This is a genomic window from Micromonospora haikouensis, from assembly GCF_000876225.1.
GTDB lineage: Bacteria > Actinomycetota > Actinomycetes > Mycobacteriales > Micromonosporaceae > Micromonospora > Micromonospora haikouensis.
The window spans coordinates 2094958-2110440 of sequence record NZ_JXSX01000003.1; the positions used below are offsets into that span (position 1 = coordinate 2094958).

General features: G+C 74.4%; 14 protein-coding genes. 9 read left to right on the plus strand and 5 right to left on the minus strand.

All coding sequences use genetic code 11. The annotated features are described in order from the left end of the window. The first annotated feature begins 37 nt into the window (after positions 1 to 37). Positions 38 to 1219 (plus strand): geranylgeranyl reductase family protein, encoded by a 1182-nt coding sequence (locus tag TK50_RS30305; RefSeq protein WP_043968957.1) that lies wholly within the window; start codon positions 38 to 40, stop codon positions 1217 to 1219. Next, positions 1216 to 1407 carry a hypothetical protein gene (locus TK50_RS30310; RefSeq protein WP_043968958.1) on the plus strand — a complete coding sequence of 64 codons (192 nt, stop codon included), beginning with the start codon at positions 1216 to 1218 and terminating at the stop codon, positions 1405 to 1407. Before TK50_RS30305 ends, TK50_RS30310 begins: the two co-directional genes overlap by 4 nt. Before the next feature lie 48 nt (positions 1408 to 1455). Here TK50_RS30310 and TK50_RS30315 read toward each other — a convergent pair whose 3' ends face one another. From TK50_RS30315 to TK50_RS30325, 3 genes are all read right to left on the minus strand, one after another. Then, positions 1456 to 3279 carry a bifunctional metallophosphatase/5'-nucleotidase gene (locus TK50_RS30315; protein ID WP_043968959.1) on the minus strand — a complete coding sequence of 608 codons (1824 nt, stop codon included), beginning with the start codon at positions 3277 to 3279 and terminating at the stop codon, positions 1456 to 1458. Between the two features lie 142 nt (positions 3280 to 3421). Continuing rightward, positions 3422 to 4084 (minus strand): nucleotidyl transferase AbiEii/AbiGii toxin family protein, encoded by a 663-nt coding sequence (locus TK50_RS30320; RefSeq protein ID WP_043968960.1) that lies wholly within the window; start codon positions 4082 to 4084, stop codon positions 3422 to 3424. Further along, entirely contained in the window at positions 4081 to 4473 is a 393-nt protein-coding gene (locus TK50_RS30325) for a hypothetical protein (RefSeq protein ID WP_043968961.1), read from the minus strand. The genes TK50_RS30320 and TK50_RS30325 overlap by 4 nt, the downstream gene beginning before the upstream one ends. 566 nt (positions 4474 to 5039) lie before the next feature. Between TK50_RS30325 and TK50_RS30330 the strand changes: the two genes are divergently transcribed. Next, positions 5040 to 5639, plus strand: a complete 600-nt coding sequence (locus TK50_RS30330) for a hypothetical protein (RefSeq protein ID WP_043968962.1) — start codon at positions 5040 to 5042, stop codon at positions 5637 to 5639. Between the two features lie 497 nt (positions 5640 to 6136). Next, entirely contained in the window at positions 6137 to 6325 is a 189-nt protein-coding gene (locus tag TK50_RS30335; RefSeq protein WP_043968963.1) for a hypothetical protein, read from the plus strand. 69 nt (positions 6326 to 6394) lie between these two features. Here the strand turns inward: TK50_RS30335 and TK50_RS30340 are convergent, their stop codons facing one another. Both TK50_RS30340 and TK50_RS35310 read right to left on the minus strand, forming a co-directional pair. Beyond that, on the minus strand, positions 6395 to 8668 hold the full coding sequence (locus TK50_RS30340) for an ATP-binding cassette domain-containing protein (protein ID WP_043968964.1): 2274 nt from the start codon (positions 8666 to 8668) through the stop codon (positions 6395 to 6397). Positions 8669 to 8922: 254 nt separating this feature from the next. After that, the gene (locus TK50_RS35310; protein ID WP_063838635.1) at positions 8923 to 10137 is read right to left on the minus strand and encodes a hypothetical protein; all 1215 of its coding nucleotides are present in this window, start codon (positions 10135 to 10137) and stop codon (positions 8923 to 8925) included. Between the two features lie 364 nt (positions 10138 to 10501). Between TK50_RS35310 and TK50_RS30350 the strand changes: the two genes are divergently transcribed. The 5 genes from TK50_RS30350 to TK50_RS30370 all read left to right on the plus strand — a co-directional run bounded on the left by TK50_RS30350 (position 10502) and on the right by TK50_RS30370 (position 15483). Further along, positions 10502 to 11740: a D-alanyl-D-alanine carboxypeptidase family protein gene (locus TK50_RS30350; RefSeq protein WP_043968965.1), complete on the plus strand. Its 1239-nt coding sequence runs from the start codon at positions 10502 to 10504 to the stop codon at positions 11738 to 11740. A 65-nt stretch (positions 11741 to 11805) separates the two neighbouring features. Further along, the gene (locus tag TK50_RS30355; protein WP_043968966.1) at positions 11806 to 13002 is read left to right on the plus strand and encodes an MGDG synthase family glycosyltransferase; all 1197 of its coding nucleotides are present in this window, start codon (positions 11806 to 11808) and stop codon (positions 13000 to 13002) included. Beyond that, entirely contained in the window at positions 12984 to 13742 is a 759-nt protein-coding gene (locus TK50_RS30360) for a polysaccharide deacetylase family protein (protein ID WP_082106772.1), read from the plus strand. The genes TK50_RS30355 and TK50_RS30360 overlap by 19 nt, the downstream gene beginning before the upstream one ends. After that, a complete protein-coding gene (locus tag TK50_RS34260) occupies positions 13739 to 14629 on the plus strand; it encodes a DMT family transporter (protein ID WP_043968967.1) in 891 nt (296 codons plus the stop codon). The genes TK50_RS30360 and TK50_RS34260 overlap by 4 nt, the downstream gene beginning before the upstream one ends. A 41-nt stretch (positions 14630 to 14670) precedes the next feature. Continuing rightward, the gene (locus TK50_RS30370) at positions 14671 to 15483 is read left to right on the plus strand and encodes a peptidylprolyl isomerase (protein ID WP_241774146.1); all 813 of its coding nucleotides are present in this window, start codon (positions 14671 to 14673) and stop codon (positions 15481 to 15483) included.

The following is a 15483-nucleotide window of genomic DNA, read 5'->3' on the forward strand; positions in this document are numbered from 1 at the left end:
CCCGGCCTTCCGACCGACCGTGCCCTAGGCTGCAACGGTGATCAACTGGGACCTTGTCGTCGTCGGCGGCGGCCCCGCCGGGCTCTCCGCCGCCCACGTCGCGGCCACCGCCGGGCTGCGCACCCTGGTCGTCGAGCGCGCCGCGCACCCTCGGTACAAGACGTGCGGCGGCGGGCTGATCGGCACCTCCCTCGCGGCCGTCGCCGGCCGGATCGACGTGCCGGCGCACGACCGGGTGGACCGGGTGACGTTCACCCGCGACGGGCGGCGCGAGTTCACCCGCCGGCACGCCGCCGGGCCGCTGATCGCGATGGTGCGCCGCGACGAGTTCGACGACCGGCTGCGGGCCGCGGCCGTCTCCGCCGGGGCTCAGCTGCGCGAGCGGGTCGCGGTCCGCGCCGTGGAGCAGGACCCCGACGGGGTACGCCTGCGGCTCGCCGACGGCGACGTCGTGCACGCCCGCACGGTGATCGGCGCCGACGGCTCCTCCGGGGTGACCGCCCGGCACGTCGGCGTGCGGTACCGGCAGGTCGACCTCGGCCTCGAACTGGAACTGCCGGTGCCCGAGCCGGAACGGCGTCGCTGGCGCGGCCGGCTGCTGCTGGACTGGGGGGCGATCCCCGGCTCCTACGCGTGGGTGTTCCCCAAGGGCGACACGTTGACCGTCGGGGTCATCGCCGCCCGGGGCGCGGGGGAGCGGACCCGGGCCTACCTGCGCGACTTCGTCGACCGCCTCGGCCTGTCCGGGGTGCACCCGCAGCACGACTCCGGGCACCTGACCCGGTGCCGGGCCGACGACTCGCCGCTGCGCCACGGGCGGGTGCTGGTGGCCGGCGACGCGGCCGGCCTGCTGGAGCCGTGGAGCCGGGAGGGCATCAGCTACGCGCTGCGCTCCGGCGCGCTCGCCGGAGCCGCCGTCGTCGGCGGCGACCTGGACGGCTACCAGCGGGCCGTGGACCGCGACCTGACGCCGTCGATGCGCGCCGGGCACCGGCTGCTGGAGGTGTTCTCCCGTCGGCCGGACGTCTTCCACGCCCTGCTGGCCACCCCCGCCGGGTGGCGGATGTTCGTCCGGTTCTGCCTGGGCCGGGCGAGCTTCGACGAGACGCTGACCCGCGCCCCGGTGCGGGCGGCGCTGGCGCTGCTGGACCGGCTCCCGCAGGCTCGCCCGGTGGGGCCGCGACGAGGCATCCTGGGTCGGAGGAGGGCCGAGCCATGAGCGAGTCCGAACCCCCGTTCACCGACGAGGAGTTGGCGTTCCTGCGGCACGTCCGCTTCGGCGAGCTGCCGCCCGCGGTACGCCCCGAGGAGCGCACCGCGGCGACCGAGACCGACCCCCGCCGGGACCGGCCCGACCCGGCGACCAACGCCGACCAGTGGGTCCTGCGCCTCGGCCCCGGCGGCTGAGCGGGCGGCCCCGTCCCCTCGGGACGGGGCCCCCGACCCGGGCCGGGCTCAGGCGTTCGGGAACTCCACCGGGACGCCCGCCCGCACCAGCCGCCAGTTCGGCACGAAGAAGTCGGCCGGGTCGATGGTGCCCCGCTCCTGCGCCCAGTCGATGAGCAACTGCCGGATCTCCTGCTGCGCGTTGTAGACCTGCGGCTTCACGATGCCCGGGAAGTTGCCGCCGCCGCTGCGCCGGTAGTTGTTCACCGCGACCACGAACCGGGCGTCGTCGGCGACCGGGGCGCCGGTGCCGGGCAGGACCAGGCGGGTGATCCGCTGACCGACCGGCCGGCTGACGTCGATGTCGTAGTCGAGCCCGGAGAAGACGTCGTAGTTGTAGTCCGGCACGGCCGGATCGCTGATCGTCGCCGGGTCCACCGGCGCACCCACCGCGAGGGTCGTGAAGTACTTCGCCGAGTACTCCAGGTAGGCGCGGACCTCCGCGCCGGTGAGGACCACGGCCTCCAGGGTGTTGTCGTAGACGTACAGCCCGGCCACGTCGCGGATGCGCACGTCACCGGCCGGGAATACCGCCGTGCGGCTGAACGGCGCCGCGATCGACAGCACCGGCAGGGCCGCGTGCTCCGTGCCGGCCAGCGCCGCCGTGACGACCTCGGTCTGCACGTGGTTGATGAAGTCCAGGATCGGGGTGTCCTTGTACCGCGACTCGGCGGCCGACAGCTCCACCGTCGACCGGGCGACCACCGTGTTGACGTACGAGACGGTCTTGGTGTGCTGGCCGCGCACGGCCGCGAGCACCGCCGGATCCTCGACCACCGTGTTGGTGTTCAGCATGGTCGCGTGCTTCGACACGACCTTCCAGCAGCCCCGCTCGCGGGTGAGCGTGAAGTCCATCCGGGTCAGCCGCTGCCCCCACTTGGACGGCTCGGAGAGCAGCACCTGCGCGCCCGTGCGCGCGTTCGTCACGAACTTCTCGACGACCTCGTTGTGCGCGTGGCCGAAGAGGATCGCGTCGATGCCCGGGACCTGCTCGGCGATCATCGTGCACGGGTTCTCGTTCGGCAGCTCCGGGCCGTAGCTGGAGGTGCCGCTGTCGCCGCCGTGCGCGGAGACGATGACGAGGTCCGCGCCGCGCGCCCGCATCACCGGCACCCACTTCGCGGCGGTCTCCACCATGTCGGCGAAGACCAGCCTGCCCTCGACGTTGCCCTTGTCCCAGATCGCCACGCCCGGGTTGGTGAGGCCGAGGATCCCGACCTTCAGCTTCGGCGCGCCGTGCCCGCCGAGCCGGACCTCCTTGATCACGTACGGCAGGTACGCCGGCTTGCCCGTCGCCTCGTTGACCGCGTTCGCGGCGAGAGCCGGGAAGCCGAGCTGGCCGATCCACTTCGCCAGCAGCGGCAGGCCGTAGTTGAACTCGTGGTTGCCCAGCGTCACCGCGTCGTACTTCAGGATGTTCATCGCGTTCGCCATCGGGTGCGTCTCACCGGTGGTGGTGATCGGCTCCTGCTTGGCGTAGTACGTCGCCAGGGGGGTGCCCTGGATCGTGTCACCCGCGTCGAGGACCAGGGTCGCCCTGCCCGTGCGCTCGGCGCGGATCTGGTTGACCAGGGTGGCCAGCTTCGCGACGCCGACGTCGTTGTGCTTGCTGTCGTCGTACTCCGCGTCCCGGTAGTAGTCCCAGTTGTAGACGTTTCCGTGGGTGTCCGAGGTGCCCAGGACGGTCAGGTCCCAGGTCTTCGGTCCCCTCGACGGCTTCGGGTCCGTCGACCCGGCCGCCCGGGCCGGGGCGGCGGCGATCAGGGGCGCGGTCGCGGCGGCGGCCGCGACGGCCAGCACCTGGCGGCGCGAAGCGCCGGAGGAGAAGGTCATGAGGTGCCTTTCCAGGGGAAGGGACGCGCCTCGTGGGCGCCGTTGCGCACCATAACGAGCCCCCGTCACTCCTGCCACAGCGGCCCGACGCGCCGCGGGTCCGTCGGGCTCCCGGTTCGCCGGGCTCCGCGCGCGGCGGGCGTCAGCGGGGCCAGTCCGCCAGCCGGGCCCGCAGCCGGGCGACCTGCGCCCCGTCCAGCCCGTAGCGGACGAAGCGACGATCCGGCAGGCGGTCCAGGTAGTGGCCGGCGGCCCGCACGTCCTCCGGCTCCAGCGCGGGGTCGAGCTGCCGGGCCAGGTCGAGCACCTCCGCGACCGAATAGTGTTCGAGCACCGCCGCCACGTCGATGAAGTCCCGGACCTCCCGCCGGTTGACCAGCGCCGCCGTCTTGTTGGCGACCAGGTCCCGGACGTCCATCACCGGCCCGAGGTCCATCACCACCGGGCTGCGGTTGCGGTCGAGCCGACCCAGACTCAACCGGATCCGGCGCGGCCCCCGGCTCACCACGAAGTCCTTCATGTCCCGGTCGAACCCGGCGAACAACTCCGCGAGGTCGCTGTCCGGGTCGGCGTCGCCCACCTCGAACCCGGCGCGCTCCAACGCCGTACGCACCCCGGCCGCCGCCGCGGCGGCGGCCCCCTCGACGTCGGCGAAGAGGTCCACGTCCTCCGTCGGGCGGGAGAACAGCCCGTGCGCGGCCCAGGCGACGCCGCCGCCGAGCACGAACCGGTGCCGCCCGGCGACCGACAGGGCCACCCGGGCGACCTCACGATAGAAGTCGTCCGGCGGCGCGGCCCCGGTCACGCCGCCGGCAGGGCCCGGTCGCCGGCCCGGACCGCCGGCCCGCCGCCTTCGTGGCGCAGGACCCGGTGGCGTCGCTCCCACGCCTCGCGTACGCCACGGGGCAGGTTGAGCAGGCACCAGACCTGGCGCAGCAGGTGACCGTTGACCAACTGGCGCAGGTCGGCCGCGCGGGTGGTCTCGCGCAGGACGTTCTCGTACATCCAGAGCAGGTCGTCCGGGTCGCCGAGGTCGAAGGTGCGGTCCGCGCTCCACATCAGGCGTACGGGCAGCTCTACGACGCCCCGGGTCGGACCCGTCAACTCGGTCAGGGTGGCGGTGACGACAGCGGGGCGGCCCGGACGGGCCAGGAAGGCCCCGCCGGTCATGGTGGGGGAGACGACGCCCTGCATGGTGTCAGGGTAGCGCCTGGCCGGGCCGACGCGGCACGACAGGCGCTGCGCGGTCGGCCCGACCGCCTCGGCGCCGCCTGCGCCTGCGCGGCTGGTTGGCCTGGTGATCGACTTCATGTCGGTGACATGGGGGTATCCCGCGCCGTTGATACCCCCATCTGCCCGGCATCCCGTCACCCCTCCACCCGAATGGGCGGATTGTCTGACCCGGCGGGGCGCGTGTGGGGCGGGGTGGGTCGAGGTGGGCGGGGCCGGGGTCGGGGTGGTGACCGGCGGCACCTCCGGGTCGGAATCCTGGCCGGGGCGGGGGCGTTACACCTGACGGACGACCGCAGCAGCACCCCGGATCCCCCCGGATCCAGCAGGCCCCTGCCACCGCCCCCGGGTTGTCATCTCCCCCGGAATGCGGGCCGGCCGCCGGTCGTTACACCCGGACCCGGCGCCGCACAGCCGCCGCCGGCCCTCACTTTGTCTTCCTGAGTTCGTTGTTCGGGCGCCTCGACGTGGTGCTCACACCCGCCCACCCCTGACGGGCCGGTGTCGACCCCCCGATTGGAGTCACCCCCATGAACACGACCATCCTGCGTAAGAGCGTCCTCGGTATCGCCGGCCTCGCGTTCGCCGGTGGCCTCGCCGCCGGCCCCCTGAACCACCACACCACCACCGACACCGACGCCCGGCCCGTCGCCGCCGTACAGGCCGACAAGCCCGCCAGCGTGGACACGGCCAAGCTGATCCCGCACGGCGTGCAGGGCGCGCAGTCGCGCATCGACCTCGACGCCGAGCAGACCGCCAACGCCAAGGCCATCATCGCCGCCACCAAGAAGGCCGGCCTCGACGAACGCGCCGCGGTGATCTCGATCGGCACCGCCCTGCAGGAGTCGAAGCTGCAGAACCTGGGTCACCTGGGTGACCGCAACGACCACGACTCCCTCGGCCTGTTCCAGCAACGCCCCTCCAGCGGCTGGGGTTCGCCGGAGCAGATCACCGACCCGCAGTACGCCACCACCGCGTTCCTCAAGGGCCTCAAGCAGGTCGACGGCTGGCAGGACATGCCGCTGACCGACGCCGCCCAGACCGTCCAGGTCTCCGCCTACCCCGACGCCTACGCCCAGTGGGAGCAGCAGGCCGCCGACCTCGTCACCCAGCACTGGAACAACAGCTGACCCAGCGAACACCCCGCACGCACACGCCACCGGCCGGGCCCCTGACATCGGGGCCCGGCCGGTGGCATCCCCGCGCCCGGCCGTGGGCCGCGATGCCGAAAGGGATAGGTTTCCCTTTCGGCATCGCGGCATTTCTGTGGAAGTCGCGGAAGGTCGGGTGGGTCGGAGTGGCCGCAGGAATTTGGGACCTCATCGTTCGGCCCTTATCGTGCGAATTCCGTCGGCATTGCACCGCGTACGTGAATCGCATTCCTGTGCTCTGCTGCCGTTTCTCCCAATGACTGTGAATGGCTCCGGGCTGCTCGGGAACCGGAGGCTGGAGAGGTTACCCACGATCGGACACGGGCCGCACGCCCGCGCACGGCAAGCCGTCGGAGAAGACGCCGTGCCACGGCCACGCGAGCTGTGCGCCCCGGACGGCGCGCCACCGCCCCGGCTGACAGTCATCGTGCCGACCCGCAACGAAGCGGAGAACTCCCGATACCACGGCGACGTCGGTGCCCTGCGCCGGCAACGTGGTCACCGGCAACGTGGCGGCCGACTCCCAGGACGTCAGGGCCCAGCGGTACGGCCTGAACATCGCCTCCCCGGGCTGCGTGGCGACGGTCGTGGGGCCGGGCAACAACCTCACCGGTAACCTGTCCGGCGCCATCCGCGACGCCGGGACGGCGACGGTCTACCGGTAGCCCCGCACGCCCGCCCAGGGGCGGGTCGGGTCCACCGGGGTCGACGGCGGCGGTGGACCCGACCCGGCCTCACCGGCCGACGTACTCGCGCAGGTGGGTGGCGGTGAGCGTGTCCCCGTGGGCGACCAGGTCGGCCGGGGTGCCGGTGAACACGATCCGCCCGCCGTCGTGCCCGGCACCCGGGCCGAGGTCGACGATCCAGTCCGCGTGCGCCATCACCGCCTGGTGGTGCTCGATGACGACCACGGTGTTGCCGGCGTCGACCAGCCGGTCCAGCAGGGCCAGCAGCTTGTCGACGTCGGCCAGGTGCAGGCCGGTGGTGGGCTCGTCCAGCACGTAGGTGTGCGCCTTCTCGCCCATGTGGATGGCCAGCTTGAGTCGCTGCCGTTCGCCGCCGGAGAGGGTGGTCAGCGGCTGGCCGAGACTCAGGTAGCCCAGGCCCACGTCGGTCAGGCGGTCCAGCACCGACCGGGCCGGCCCGCTCGGGAAGAAGTCGCGCGCCTCGGTCACCGACATGCCGAGCACCTCGCTGATGTTCTTGCCGCGCAGCGTGTACGCGAGCACCTGCGGGGTGAACCGGCGGCCCTCGCACTCCTCGCACACCGAGGCGACCCCGGCCATCATCGCGAGGTCGGTGTAGACGACGCCGATGCCCCGGCACTTCGGGCAGGCGCCCTCGGAGTTGGCGCTGAACAGGGCCGGCCTGACCTTGTTGGCCTTGGCGAAGGCGGCCCGGACCGGGTCGAGCAGGCCGGTGTAGGTGGCCGGGTTGCTGCGCCGGGAGCCGCGGATGGGGGACTGGTCGACGACGACCACCCCCTCCCGGCGGGGCAGCGAGCCGTGGATCAGCGAACTCTTGCCGGAGCCGGCCACGCCGGTGACGACGGTCAGCACGCCGAGCGGCACGTCGACGTCGACGTCGCGCAGGTTGTGCAGGTCGGCGCCGCGGATCGGCAGGTGCCCGGTGGGCGTGCGGACGCGCTCCCGCAGGCGCGCCCGGTGGTCGAGGTGCCGGCCGGTCAGGCAGTCGGCGCGGCGTAGGCCGGCGACGTCTCCGGCGTAGCAGATCCGGCCGCCGTCCGGGCCGGCCCCCGGGCCGAGGTCGACCACGTGGTCGGCGATCGCGATCGTCTCCGGCTTGTGCTCGACCACCAGCACCGTGTTGCCCTTGTCCCGCAGGCGCAGCAGCAGGTCGTTCATCCGGGCGATGTCGTGCGGGTGCAGCCCGACCGTCGGCTCGTCGAAGACGTACGTGACGTCGGTGAGGCTGGAGCCGAGGTGCCGGACCATCTTGACCCGCTGGGCCTCACCACCGGAGAGACTGCCCGACTCGCGGTCGAGGCTGAGGTATCCCAGGCCGATCTCGACCAGCGAGTCGAGCAGTTCCCGCAGGTTGCCCACCAGCGGCGCCACCGACGGGTCGTCGATGCCGCGCACGAACGCGGCGAGGTCGCTGATCTGCATCGCGCTGCACTCGGCGATGTTGCGGCCGGCGATCCGCGCGGACAGGGCGGCCCGGTTGAGCCGGGTGCCGGCGCAGTCGCCGCAGGTCGCGAACGTCACCGCCCGCTCGACGAACGCCTTGATGTGCGGCTGCGTCGGCTCCTTGTCCTTGCTCAGGTAGAGCCGGCGGACCTTCACCGCCAGGCCCTCGTAGGTGATGGTGTGGTTGCCGACCTTCATCTTGGTGGCCGGCTTGTGCAGGAAGTCCTGCCACTGCTGGGCGGTGAAGTCCTGGAGCTTGACGTCGGGGTCGAACAGGCCGGAGCCGACGATGCTCTGCCAGTACCAGGAGTCGACCGCGAAGTTCGGCACGGTGATCGCCCCGTCGTTGAGCGAGCGCTCCACGTCGACCAGCTGGTCGACGGCGAGGTCGGAGACCCGGCCGAGCCCCTCGCAGGTGGGGCACATTCCCTCGGCCAGGTTGAAGCTGAACGCGCCGGCCGGGCCGACGTGCGGCTGCCCCAGCCGGCTGAAGACGATGCGCAGCATCGCGTACGCGTCGGTCGCGGTGCCGACGGTGGACCGCGAGTTCGCCCCCATCCGCTCCTGGTCGACGACGATCGCGGCGCTGAGGTTGCGCAGCGAGTCGACGTCGGGCCGGGACAGGCTGGGCATGAACGACTGGAGGAAGGCGCTGTACGTCTCGTTGATCATCCGCTGCGACTCGGCGGCGATGGTGCCGAACACGAGCGAGGACTTCCCCGAGCCGGAGACGCCCGTGAAGGCGGTCAGGCGGCGCTTGGGGATGTCCACCGAGACGGCGGCGAGGTTGTTCTCCCGGGCGCCGCGTACCTCGATCATGTCGTGGCTGTCGGCGATGGACCGTGCTGGCTGCGTCATGCGAACCCTTCACGCGAGCGACGGGCGGGGCGAATCCGACCGGCGGTCGCCCCGTGGCCTGGTCGCTTCAATTGTCTCATTCGACCGTCCGTGAAGACTTTTCTCGACGCTGTTCCCGTTCGGCGGCTTTCGAGGGTGGAAAGGTCTCAAAGCGCAGACATCCGGCCGGGAGGCCCGGCACCCGGCGGACGCGGCGGGCCCCGCCCGGTGGGGGTCCACCGGGCGGGGCCCGCGGAAGTGCGCCTGCCCGTCGGTCAGTTCAGGCCGCAGGTGGCCAGGTCCAGGCGCGGGTCGGGGCGCTGGCCGGTGACGCGGCCGATGTCGGTGGCGATCCGGTTGAGCACCGCCACCCGCTTGTCCTTCAGCGGGCCGAGGATGGCGTTGTTGACGAAGTTCGGGCCGCCCTCCGGCCGGACCGCGAGCTGGGCGAGGCGGGCGTTGGCCTCGGCGATCTGCTGGTCGAGCTGGTTCAGCTCGTTCTGCACCTGGCCGGCGGCGGCAGCGGGCACGGCGCCGAGCTGGTTGCGCACGTTCGGGCAGTTCACCGTCTGCGCCACGCCGGCGTTGCCGCCGTTGTTGCCGTTGCCCGCGTTGCCGCCGTTGTTGCCCGCGTTGTTGCCGGCCCCCGCGTTGCCGCCGTTGTTGCCCGCGTTGCCGTTGCCCGCGTTGTTGCCGCCGGCCGCGTTGCCCGCTCCGGCGGCGTTGAGGCCGCAGGTGGCGAGGCTGGACAGGTCGGGGCGCTGCCCGCCGGCCCGCGCGATGTTGAGCGCGATCCGGTCGAGCACGGCGATCCGCTTGCTCTTCAGCGGGCCGAGGATGGCGTTGTTGACGAAGTTCGGGCCGCCCTCGGGCTTCACGGCGAGCTGGGCGAGGCGGGCGTTCGCGGCGGCGATCTCCCGGTCCAGGTTCGCCAGCTCCTGCTGGACCCCCGCCGCCGCGCCGGCCGGCACGGCGGGCAGCTGGCCGCGCACGTCCGGGCAGTTCACGGTCTGCGCGCCAGCGGCCGCGACCGCGCCGTTGTTGCCGGAGTTGCCGGCGTTGCCGTTGTTGGCGCCCGCGTTGGCCGGGGCCGCGCCGTTGCGCAGCGTGCAGGTGGCGAGCTGGTCGAGGCCGGCGGGGGCGGTGCCGCCGACCCGGGTGATGTTCAGCCGGATCCGGTCGAGCACGGCCCGGCGCTTGCCGGCGATGTCGTTGAGCTGGCCGGACGCGGCCCCCGGCTCGCGGGCCAGCCGGGCGTTGACGTTGGCGATCTGGGTCTCCAGGTTGCGCAGCTCCTGGTCCACCCCCGCCTTCGCGGCCGCCGGCACCGCGCCCAGCTTGTCGGCCACGGTCGGACAGGTGACCGACACCGCCGTCGCCGTGTTCTCGCCGGCGGAGGCCAGCGACAGCCCGGCACCGAGCACCAGTGCCGCGAAGGCACCGACCCCGCCGAGCTTCAGGACGGCATTCTTTCGCGTGCGCCTGACCATGCACCTCTCCTTGTCCTGACCGCCGCAGCGTCCGGCGTCAATTACCGAACGCGTCGTCGGCGGTGTGCCGTGACGATTGAAAGAAACCGGAGACCGGCCGGTGGGAACGGCGTCACGCCCGTTCCCGGAATGGTTCCGGACGGTTCCACGGACAAGCGGACACGTCGTGACCGCCCCGGCATGGCGATCGTGGACGACCCGTTTTCCTTCGCCGGTGAGTACGGATCTTCGGCGGCGATCGTTCAACCCTTTCCCCGGCGATTTTTTCGACGACCGTCGGCCCGCCCGCGCCGAACGCGAGAGCGCCCCGACTCTGACGCCGGTCCGCCGGACAGCGACTGGCCGCACCGTTAGGGTGCAGGGCATGAGAGCACCGGTGCTGGCCCTCGCCGCCGCCGTCGTCCTCGGCGCGGCCGGGGCACCCGCGCCGGCCCACGCCGACCCGAGCGGCCGGGCCGCCGCACTCGCCGCCCCGGTGCCGTGCCCCAGGGCGCAGGCGCCGCAGGTGGAGCGCTCCCCACGGCCCACGCCCCCGCCGTCGGTGCCGCTGCAGCAGGCGGTGGGCGGGCAGGCGCTGGCGACGCCGGCCCTCGTCGTGCCGGCCGACGCGCCCAAGCCGCCGGCGGTCACCGCCACCTCCTGGCTGGTCGCCGACCTGGACACCGGGGCGGTGCTCGGCGGTTGTGGCCCACACGAGTACGCCACGCCGGCCAGCGTGCAGAAGCTCCTGCTGACCGCCACCGCGCTGCCGAAGCTCGACCCGAAGCGGGTCGTCACGGTGACCCACGAGGACCTGGACATCGCCCCCGGCAGCTCGGCGGTGGGCCTGCTGGAGGGCGGCCGCTACACCGTCGAGACCGTCTTCCTGGGGCTGCTGCTGCAGTCGGGGAACGAAGCGGCGAACGTGCTGGCCCGGTTGATCGGTGGCCCCGACGGCGCGGCCGGCGGGGTGCAAGCGATGAACGCGGAGGCCCGCCACCTCGGCGCCCTGCAGACCCACGCGGTGACCCCGTCCGGCCTGGACGGGCCCGGCCAGTTCACCAGCGCGTACGACCTGGCGCTGATCGCCCGGGCCTGCTTCGCCGACCCCACCTTCCGTCGGTACGCGCTGACCGAGCAGGCCCGGATCCCCGACCAGCCCGCGCTGCGCCAGAAGGGCTTCCAGATCCAGAACGAGAACCAGCTCATCTACCGCTACCCCGGGGCGCTGGGCGGCAAGACCGGCTTCACCGACTACGCCCGGCACACCTACGTGGGCGCGGCGCAGCGTGGCGGCCGGCGGCTCGTGGTCACCCTGCTCGGCGCCGAGCCCCGGCCGATGCGCGGCTGGGAACAGGGCGCCACGCTGCTGGACTGGGGTTTCTCGCTGCCCCGCGACGCCTCGGTGGGTCGCCTCGTCGCGCCGGGGGAGACGGCCGCCAACGGTGCGCCCGTGGCGTCCCCGACGGTCGGCGCGGCGATCACCCCCGAGCCCCGCGCGGTGGCCGCCCACCGGGTCGCCCCGCCGGGCTGGGCGGCGTCCTGGCCGTTCGTCGCCGTGGCCGCCGCGTTGGCCGGTCTGCTCGCCGCCGTTCTCCTGCACCGCCGCCGACGCCGGGCCTGACGCTCCCGCGCCGACCCGGGACGCCGGACGGGAGTCAAGCCGCGCCGAACGGGTAAGCGCGCGCGGTGAACGCGCAGCACCGGGGGACGATCGTCGTCGTGTCGGCGGACGTGGGGGCCGGGCACGACTCGGCCGCCGCCGAGCTGACCCGTCGGCTCGCCGACCGGGGCTTCGCGGTGCACCGGGTGAACTTCCTCGACCTCCTGCCGCGCCCGGCGCGGTGGATGTTCCGCGAGGCGTACCGGGGCGTGCTGCGCTGGGCGCCGTGGGGATACGACGCGCTGTTCACCATCACCGGCCGGTCCCGGCTCGTGGTGGCCGTCCTGCGGGGCGCGCTCGCGCCGCTGCGCGGGCGCGCCCGGCGCGCCGTCCCACCCGGCACCCGCGCGGTCGTCACCACGTACCCGTTCGCGAACCAGCTGCTGGGGCCGCTGCGCCGCAGCGGGCTGCTCCCCGTCCCACTGGTCACCTACGTCACCGACTTCGTCGTGCACCCCACCTGGGTCGCGCCCGGCGTCGACATCTACTGCACCCTGCGGCACGCCCGCCACCACGCGTCGGGAGCCGGCGGGCCGCTCGACGTGCGCACGGTCGCCCCACTGGTCTCGGTCGACTTCCCGGCGGCGACGGGGACGAGTCGCCGCGCGGCGCGGCGGCGCTTCGGGCTGCCGGAGCGGGAACGGCTCGTGCTGATCGTGGCCGGGGCGTGGGGGACGGGCGACATCGAGGCGACCGTCGCCGACGTGGCCGCGGCCGACGGAGTGCGCACCGTGGTCGTCTGCGGCCGCAACGCCACCCTGCGTCAGCGGCTGCGGGGGCTCACCCCGCACGTCCTCGGCTGGGTCGACGACATGCCCACGCTGATGCGGGCCGTGGACGTGGTGGTGGAGAACGCGGGCGGGCTGACCTGCCAGGAGGCGCTGAGCTGCGGGGTGCCGGTGATCACCTACCGCCCCCTGCCGGGACACGGCCGGGCCAACGCCACGGTCCTCGCCGCCGCCGGGCTGACCCACTGGGCCCCGTCCGCCGAGCAGCTGCGGCGGGCGGTGGCCGCGCTGGCCGCGTCGCAGCCGCCGGCCCCCGACGGGTGGACGGGCGGCTGGGCGGACCCCGCCGGCCTGGTCGCCGACGAGGTGGGGCGGCAGGCCGGCACCGGCTGCGCCGCGTACCGCAGGAGGAGGGCCGTGCTCGACGCGGTGGACGAGGCGGTCGGCGTGCTGGCCACGGTGCTGCCCTCGATCCGGTGGACGGGCGGACGGTGACCGCGCCGTGCGGGCCTCGCCGGCCCGCCCTCGCGCTCGCCGGTGCCGCGGCGGTCGCGCTCGCCGCCCACCTCGGCCCCACGACCACCGCCGTGGGGCCGGTGCGCCGCCGGCTCTTCCCCCGACTCGGCGGCGCGGGCCGGCCCGGACGGATCGCCCTGACCTTCGACGACGGGCCCGACCCCGAGTCCACCCCCCGGTTCCTCGACGTGCTCGCCGAGCATCGGACGCGGGCCACGTTCTTCGTGCTGGGCACGATGCTCGTGCGGTCGCCCTGGCTGGCGGCGGACCTCGTCGCCGCCGGGCACGAGGTCGCCGTGCACGGCTGGGACCACCGCAACCTGCTGGGCCGGGGCCCGCTGGCCACCTACCGGGACCTGGCCCGGGCCCGGGCGCTGGTCGAGGCCACCACCGGCCGGGCCCCCCGCTTCTTCCGCCCACCGTACGGGGTGCTGACCGGCCCGGCGCTGCTGGCGAGCGCGCGGCTCGGGCTGACGCCCGTGCTGTGGGCCCGCTGGGGCCGCGACTGGACGGCGTCGGCGACCCCCGACTCGGTCTTCGACACCGTCACCGCCCGGCTGGCCGGCGGCGACACCGTCCTGCTGCACGACGCGGACTGCGCCGCGGCCCCCGGCGCGTGGCGGGCCACCCTCGCCGCCCTGCCCCGGCTGCTGGCGGAGTGCCGCCGCCGGGGCTGGACCGTGGGCCCGCTCGGCGAGCACCGGGTGCCGGGGCCGTGACCCTGGCGGTGGCGTGCGCCCTGGGCGCCGCGTTCTGCTTCGCGGTGTCCACGACCATGCACCAGCGGGCCGCGAAGCGCCAGCGGCGGCACCACCCGCTCGACCCCCGGCTGCTGCTGCGGCTGCTGCGCACGCGCCTGTGGCGGCTCGGCTGGGCACCCGACGTCGCCGGCGTCGGCCTGCAGGCGGTGGCGCTGCGGTTCGGGCCGCTGGCGCTCGTCCAGCCGCTGATGGCCAGCGGCCTGTTCATGGCGATCCTGATCGAGGCCGGCTGGAACCGGCGCCGGGCGGGGGCGCGGGACCTGCTCGGCGCGACGGTGGGCCTGGTCGGCCTGGCGGCCTTCCTGACGGCCGCCGAGCCGCAGGCCGGCATCCCGGCGCCGACGGCGGGCGCCTGGTGGCGGGTGGCGCTGGGCGTGGGCGGGGTCGTCGCGGTCGCGCTGGCGCTGTCGGCGCTGGTCACCGGGGCGGCCCGGGGTGCGCTGCTCGGCTTCGCCGCCGGCACCCTCTACGGCGTCGCCGCGGCCCTGGTCAAGGCGCTGACCGGCGGCTTCCACGGCGATCTGCGCGCCCTCGTGGTCGACCCGCTGCTGCCCGCCTCGGCCGTGGTCGCCGTGACGGGCCTGGTGATCAACCAGAGCGCCTTCCAGAGCGGCCGGATCGCCGCCCCGCTCACCGCGCTCACCCTCGCCGACCCGGTGGTGAGCGTGGTGCTCGGGGTGACCGCGTTCCGGGAGACGATCACCCTGGGCGGGCCCCGGGTCGCCGTGCTGGCCCTGGCGGTGGTGGCCATCGTGGTCGGGGTCTGGCTCGCCGGCACCGCCTCGCCGTCGTCGTCGGGCACCGGGCGCGTGTCGCCGTCGACAGGAGGGCGACCCGATCCATAGACTGCGATCTTTCTGGAGTCACGAGCCCAGGAGGACGCCACGTGTCGAGGTCATCCCGCCGGCAGCCGGTCCCGCCGCCCCCGGCCCGTCCCCGCAGGCCACGGGCGTTGCCCCGGCTCGCCGGGGTCGCGCTGCTCGCCACGGGCCTGGTCGGCGGCAGCGCCGCCGTCGCCGTCGCCGCGCCGCGGTCGGCCACCGGGAGCACCGTCGCCGAGGTGCCGCCGCAGACGACCCCCGGGCCGTGCGCGTACACCGAGACCCCCGACGAGCCGCCGGCCCGGCCCGTCCCGCTGCCGCCCGACCCCCGCCGGACGCCCGACCACGGCACCGTACGGGTCACGCTGCGCACCAAACACGGCCCGATCGGGCTGACCCTCGACCGCGAGCAGGCCCCCTGCACCGTGCAGAGCTTCCTGCACCTGGCCCGGCACCGGTTCTACGACCGCACGCCGTGCCACCGGCTCACCGCGTACCCGACGCTGAGCGTGCTGCAGTGCGGCGACCCGTCGGGCACCGGCGAGGGCGGGCCGGGCTACCGGTACGCCGACGAGCTGCCCACCGACCTGCCGCCCGCGCCGACGGACCCGACGGGCGCGCGCCGCGTCTACGCCCGGGGCCTGCTCGCCATGGCCAACGCCGGCCCCGACACCAACGGCAGCCAGTTCTTCCTGGTGTACGCGGACTCGGCGCTGCGCCCGAACTACACGGTCTTCGGCGAGGTGGACGCCGCCGGCCTGGCCACCCTGGACCGGATCGCCGCCGGCGGGATCGCCCCCACGCCCGAGGACCCGGCCCCGGTCGACGGCGCGCCCGCGCTGCCGGTGGAGATCCGTCGGGCGGTGCGCGGGCGCTGA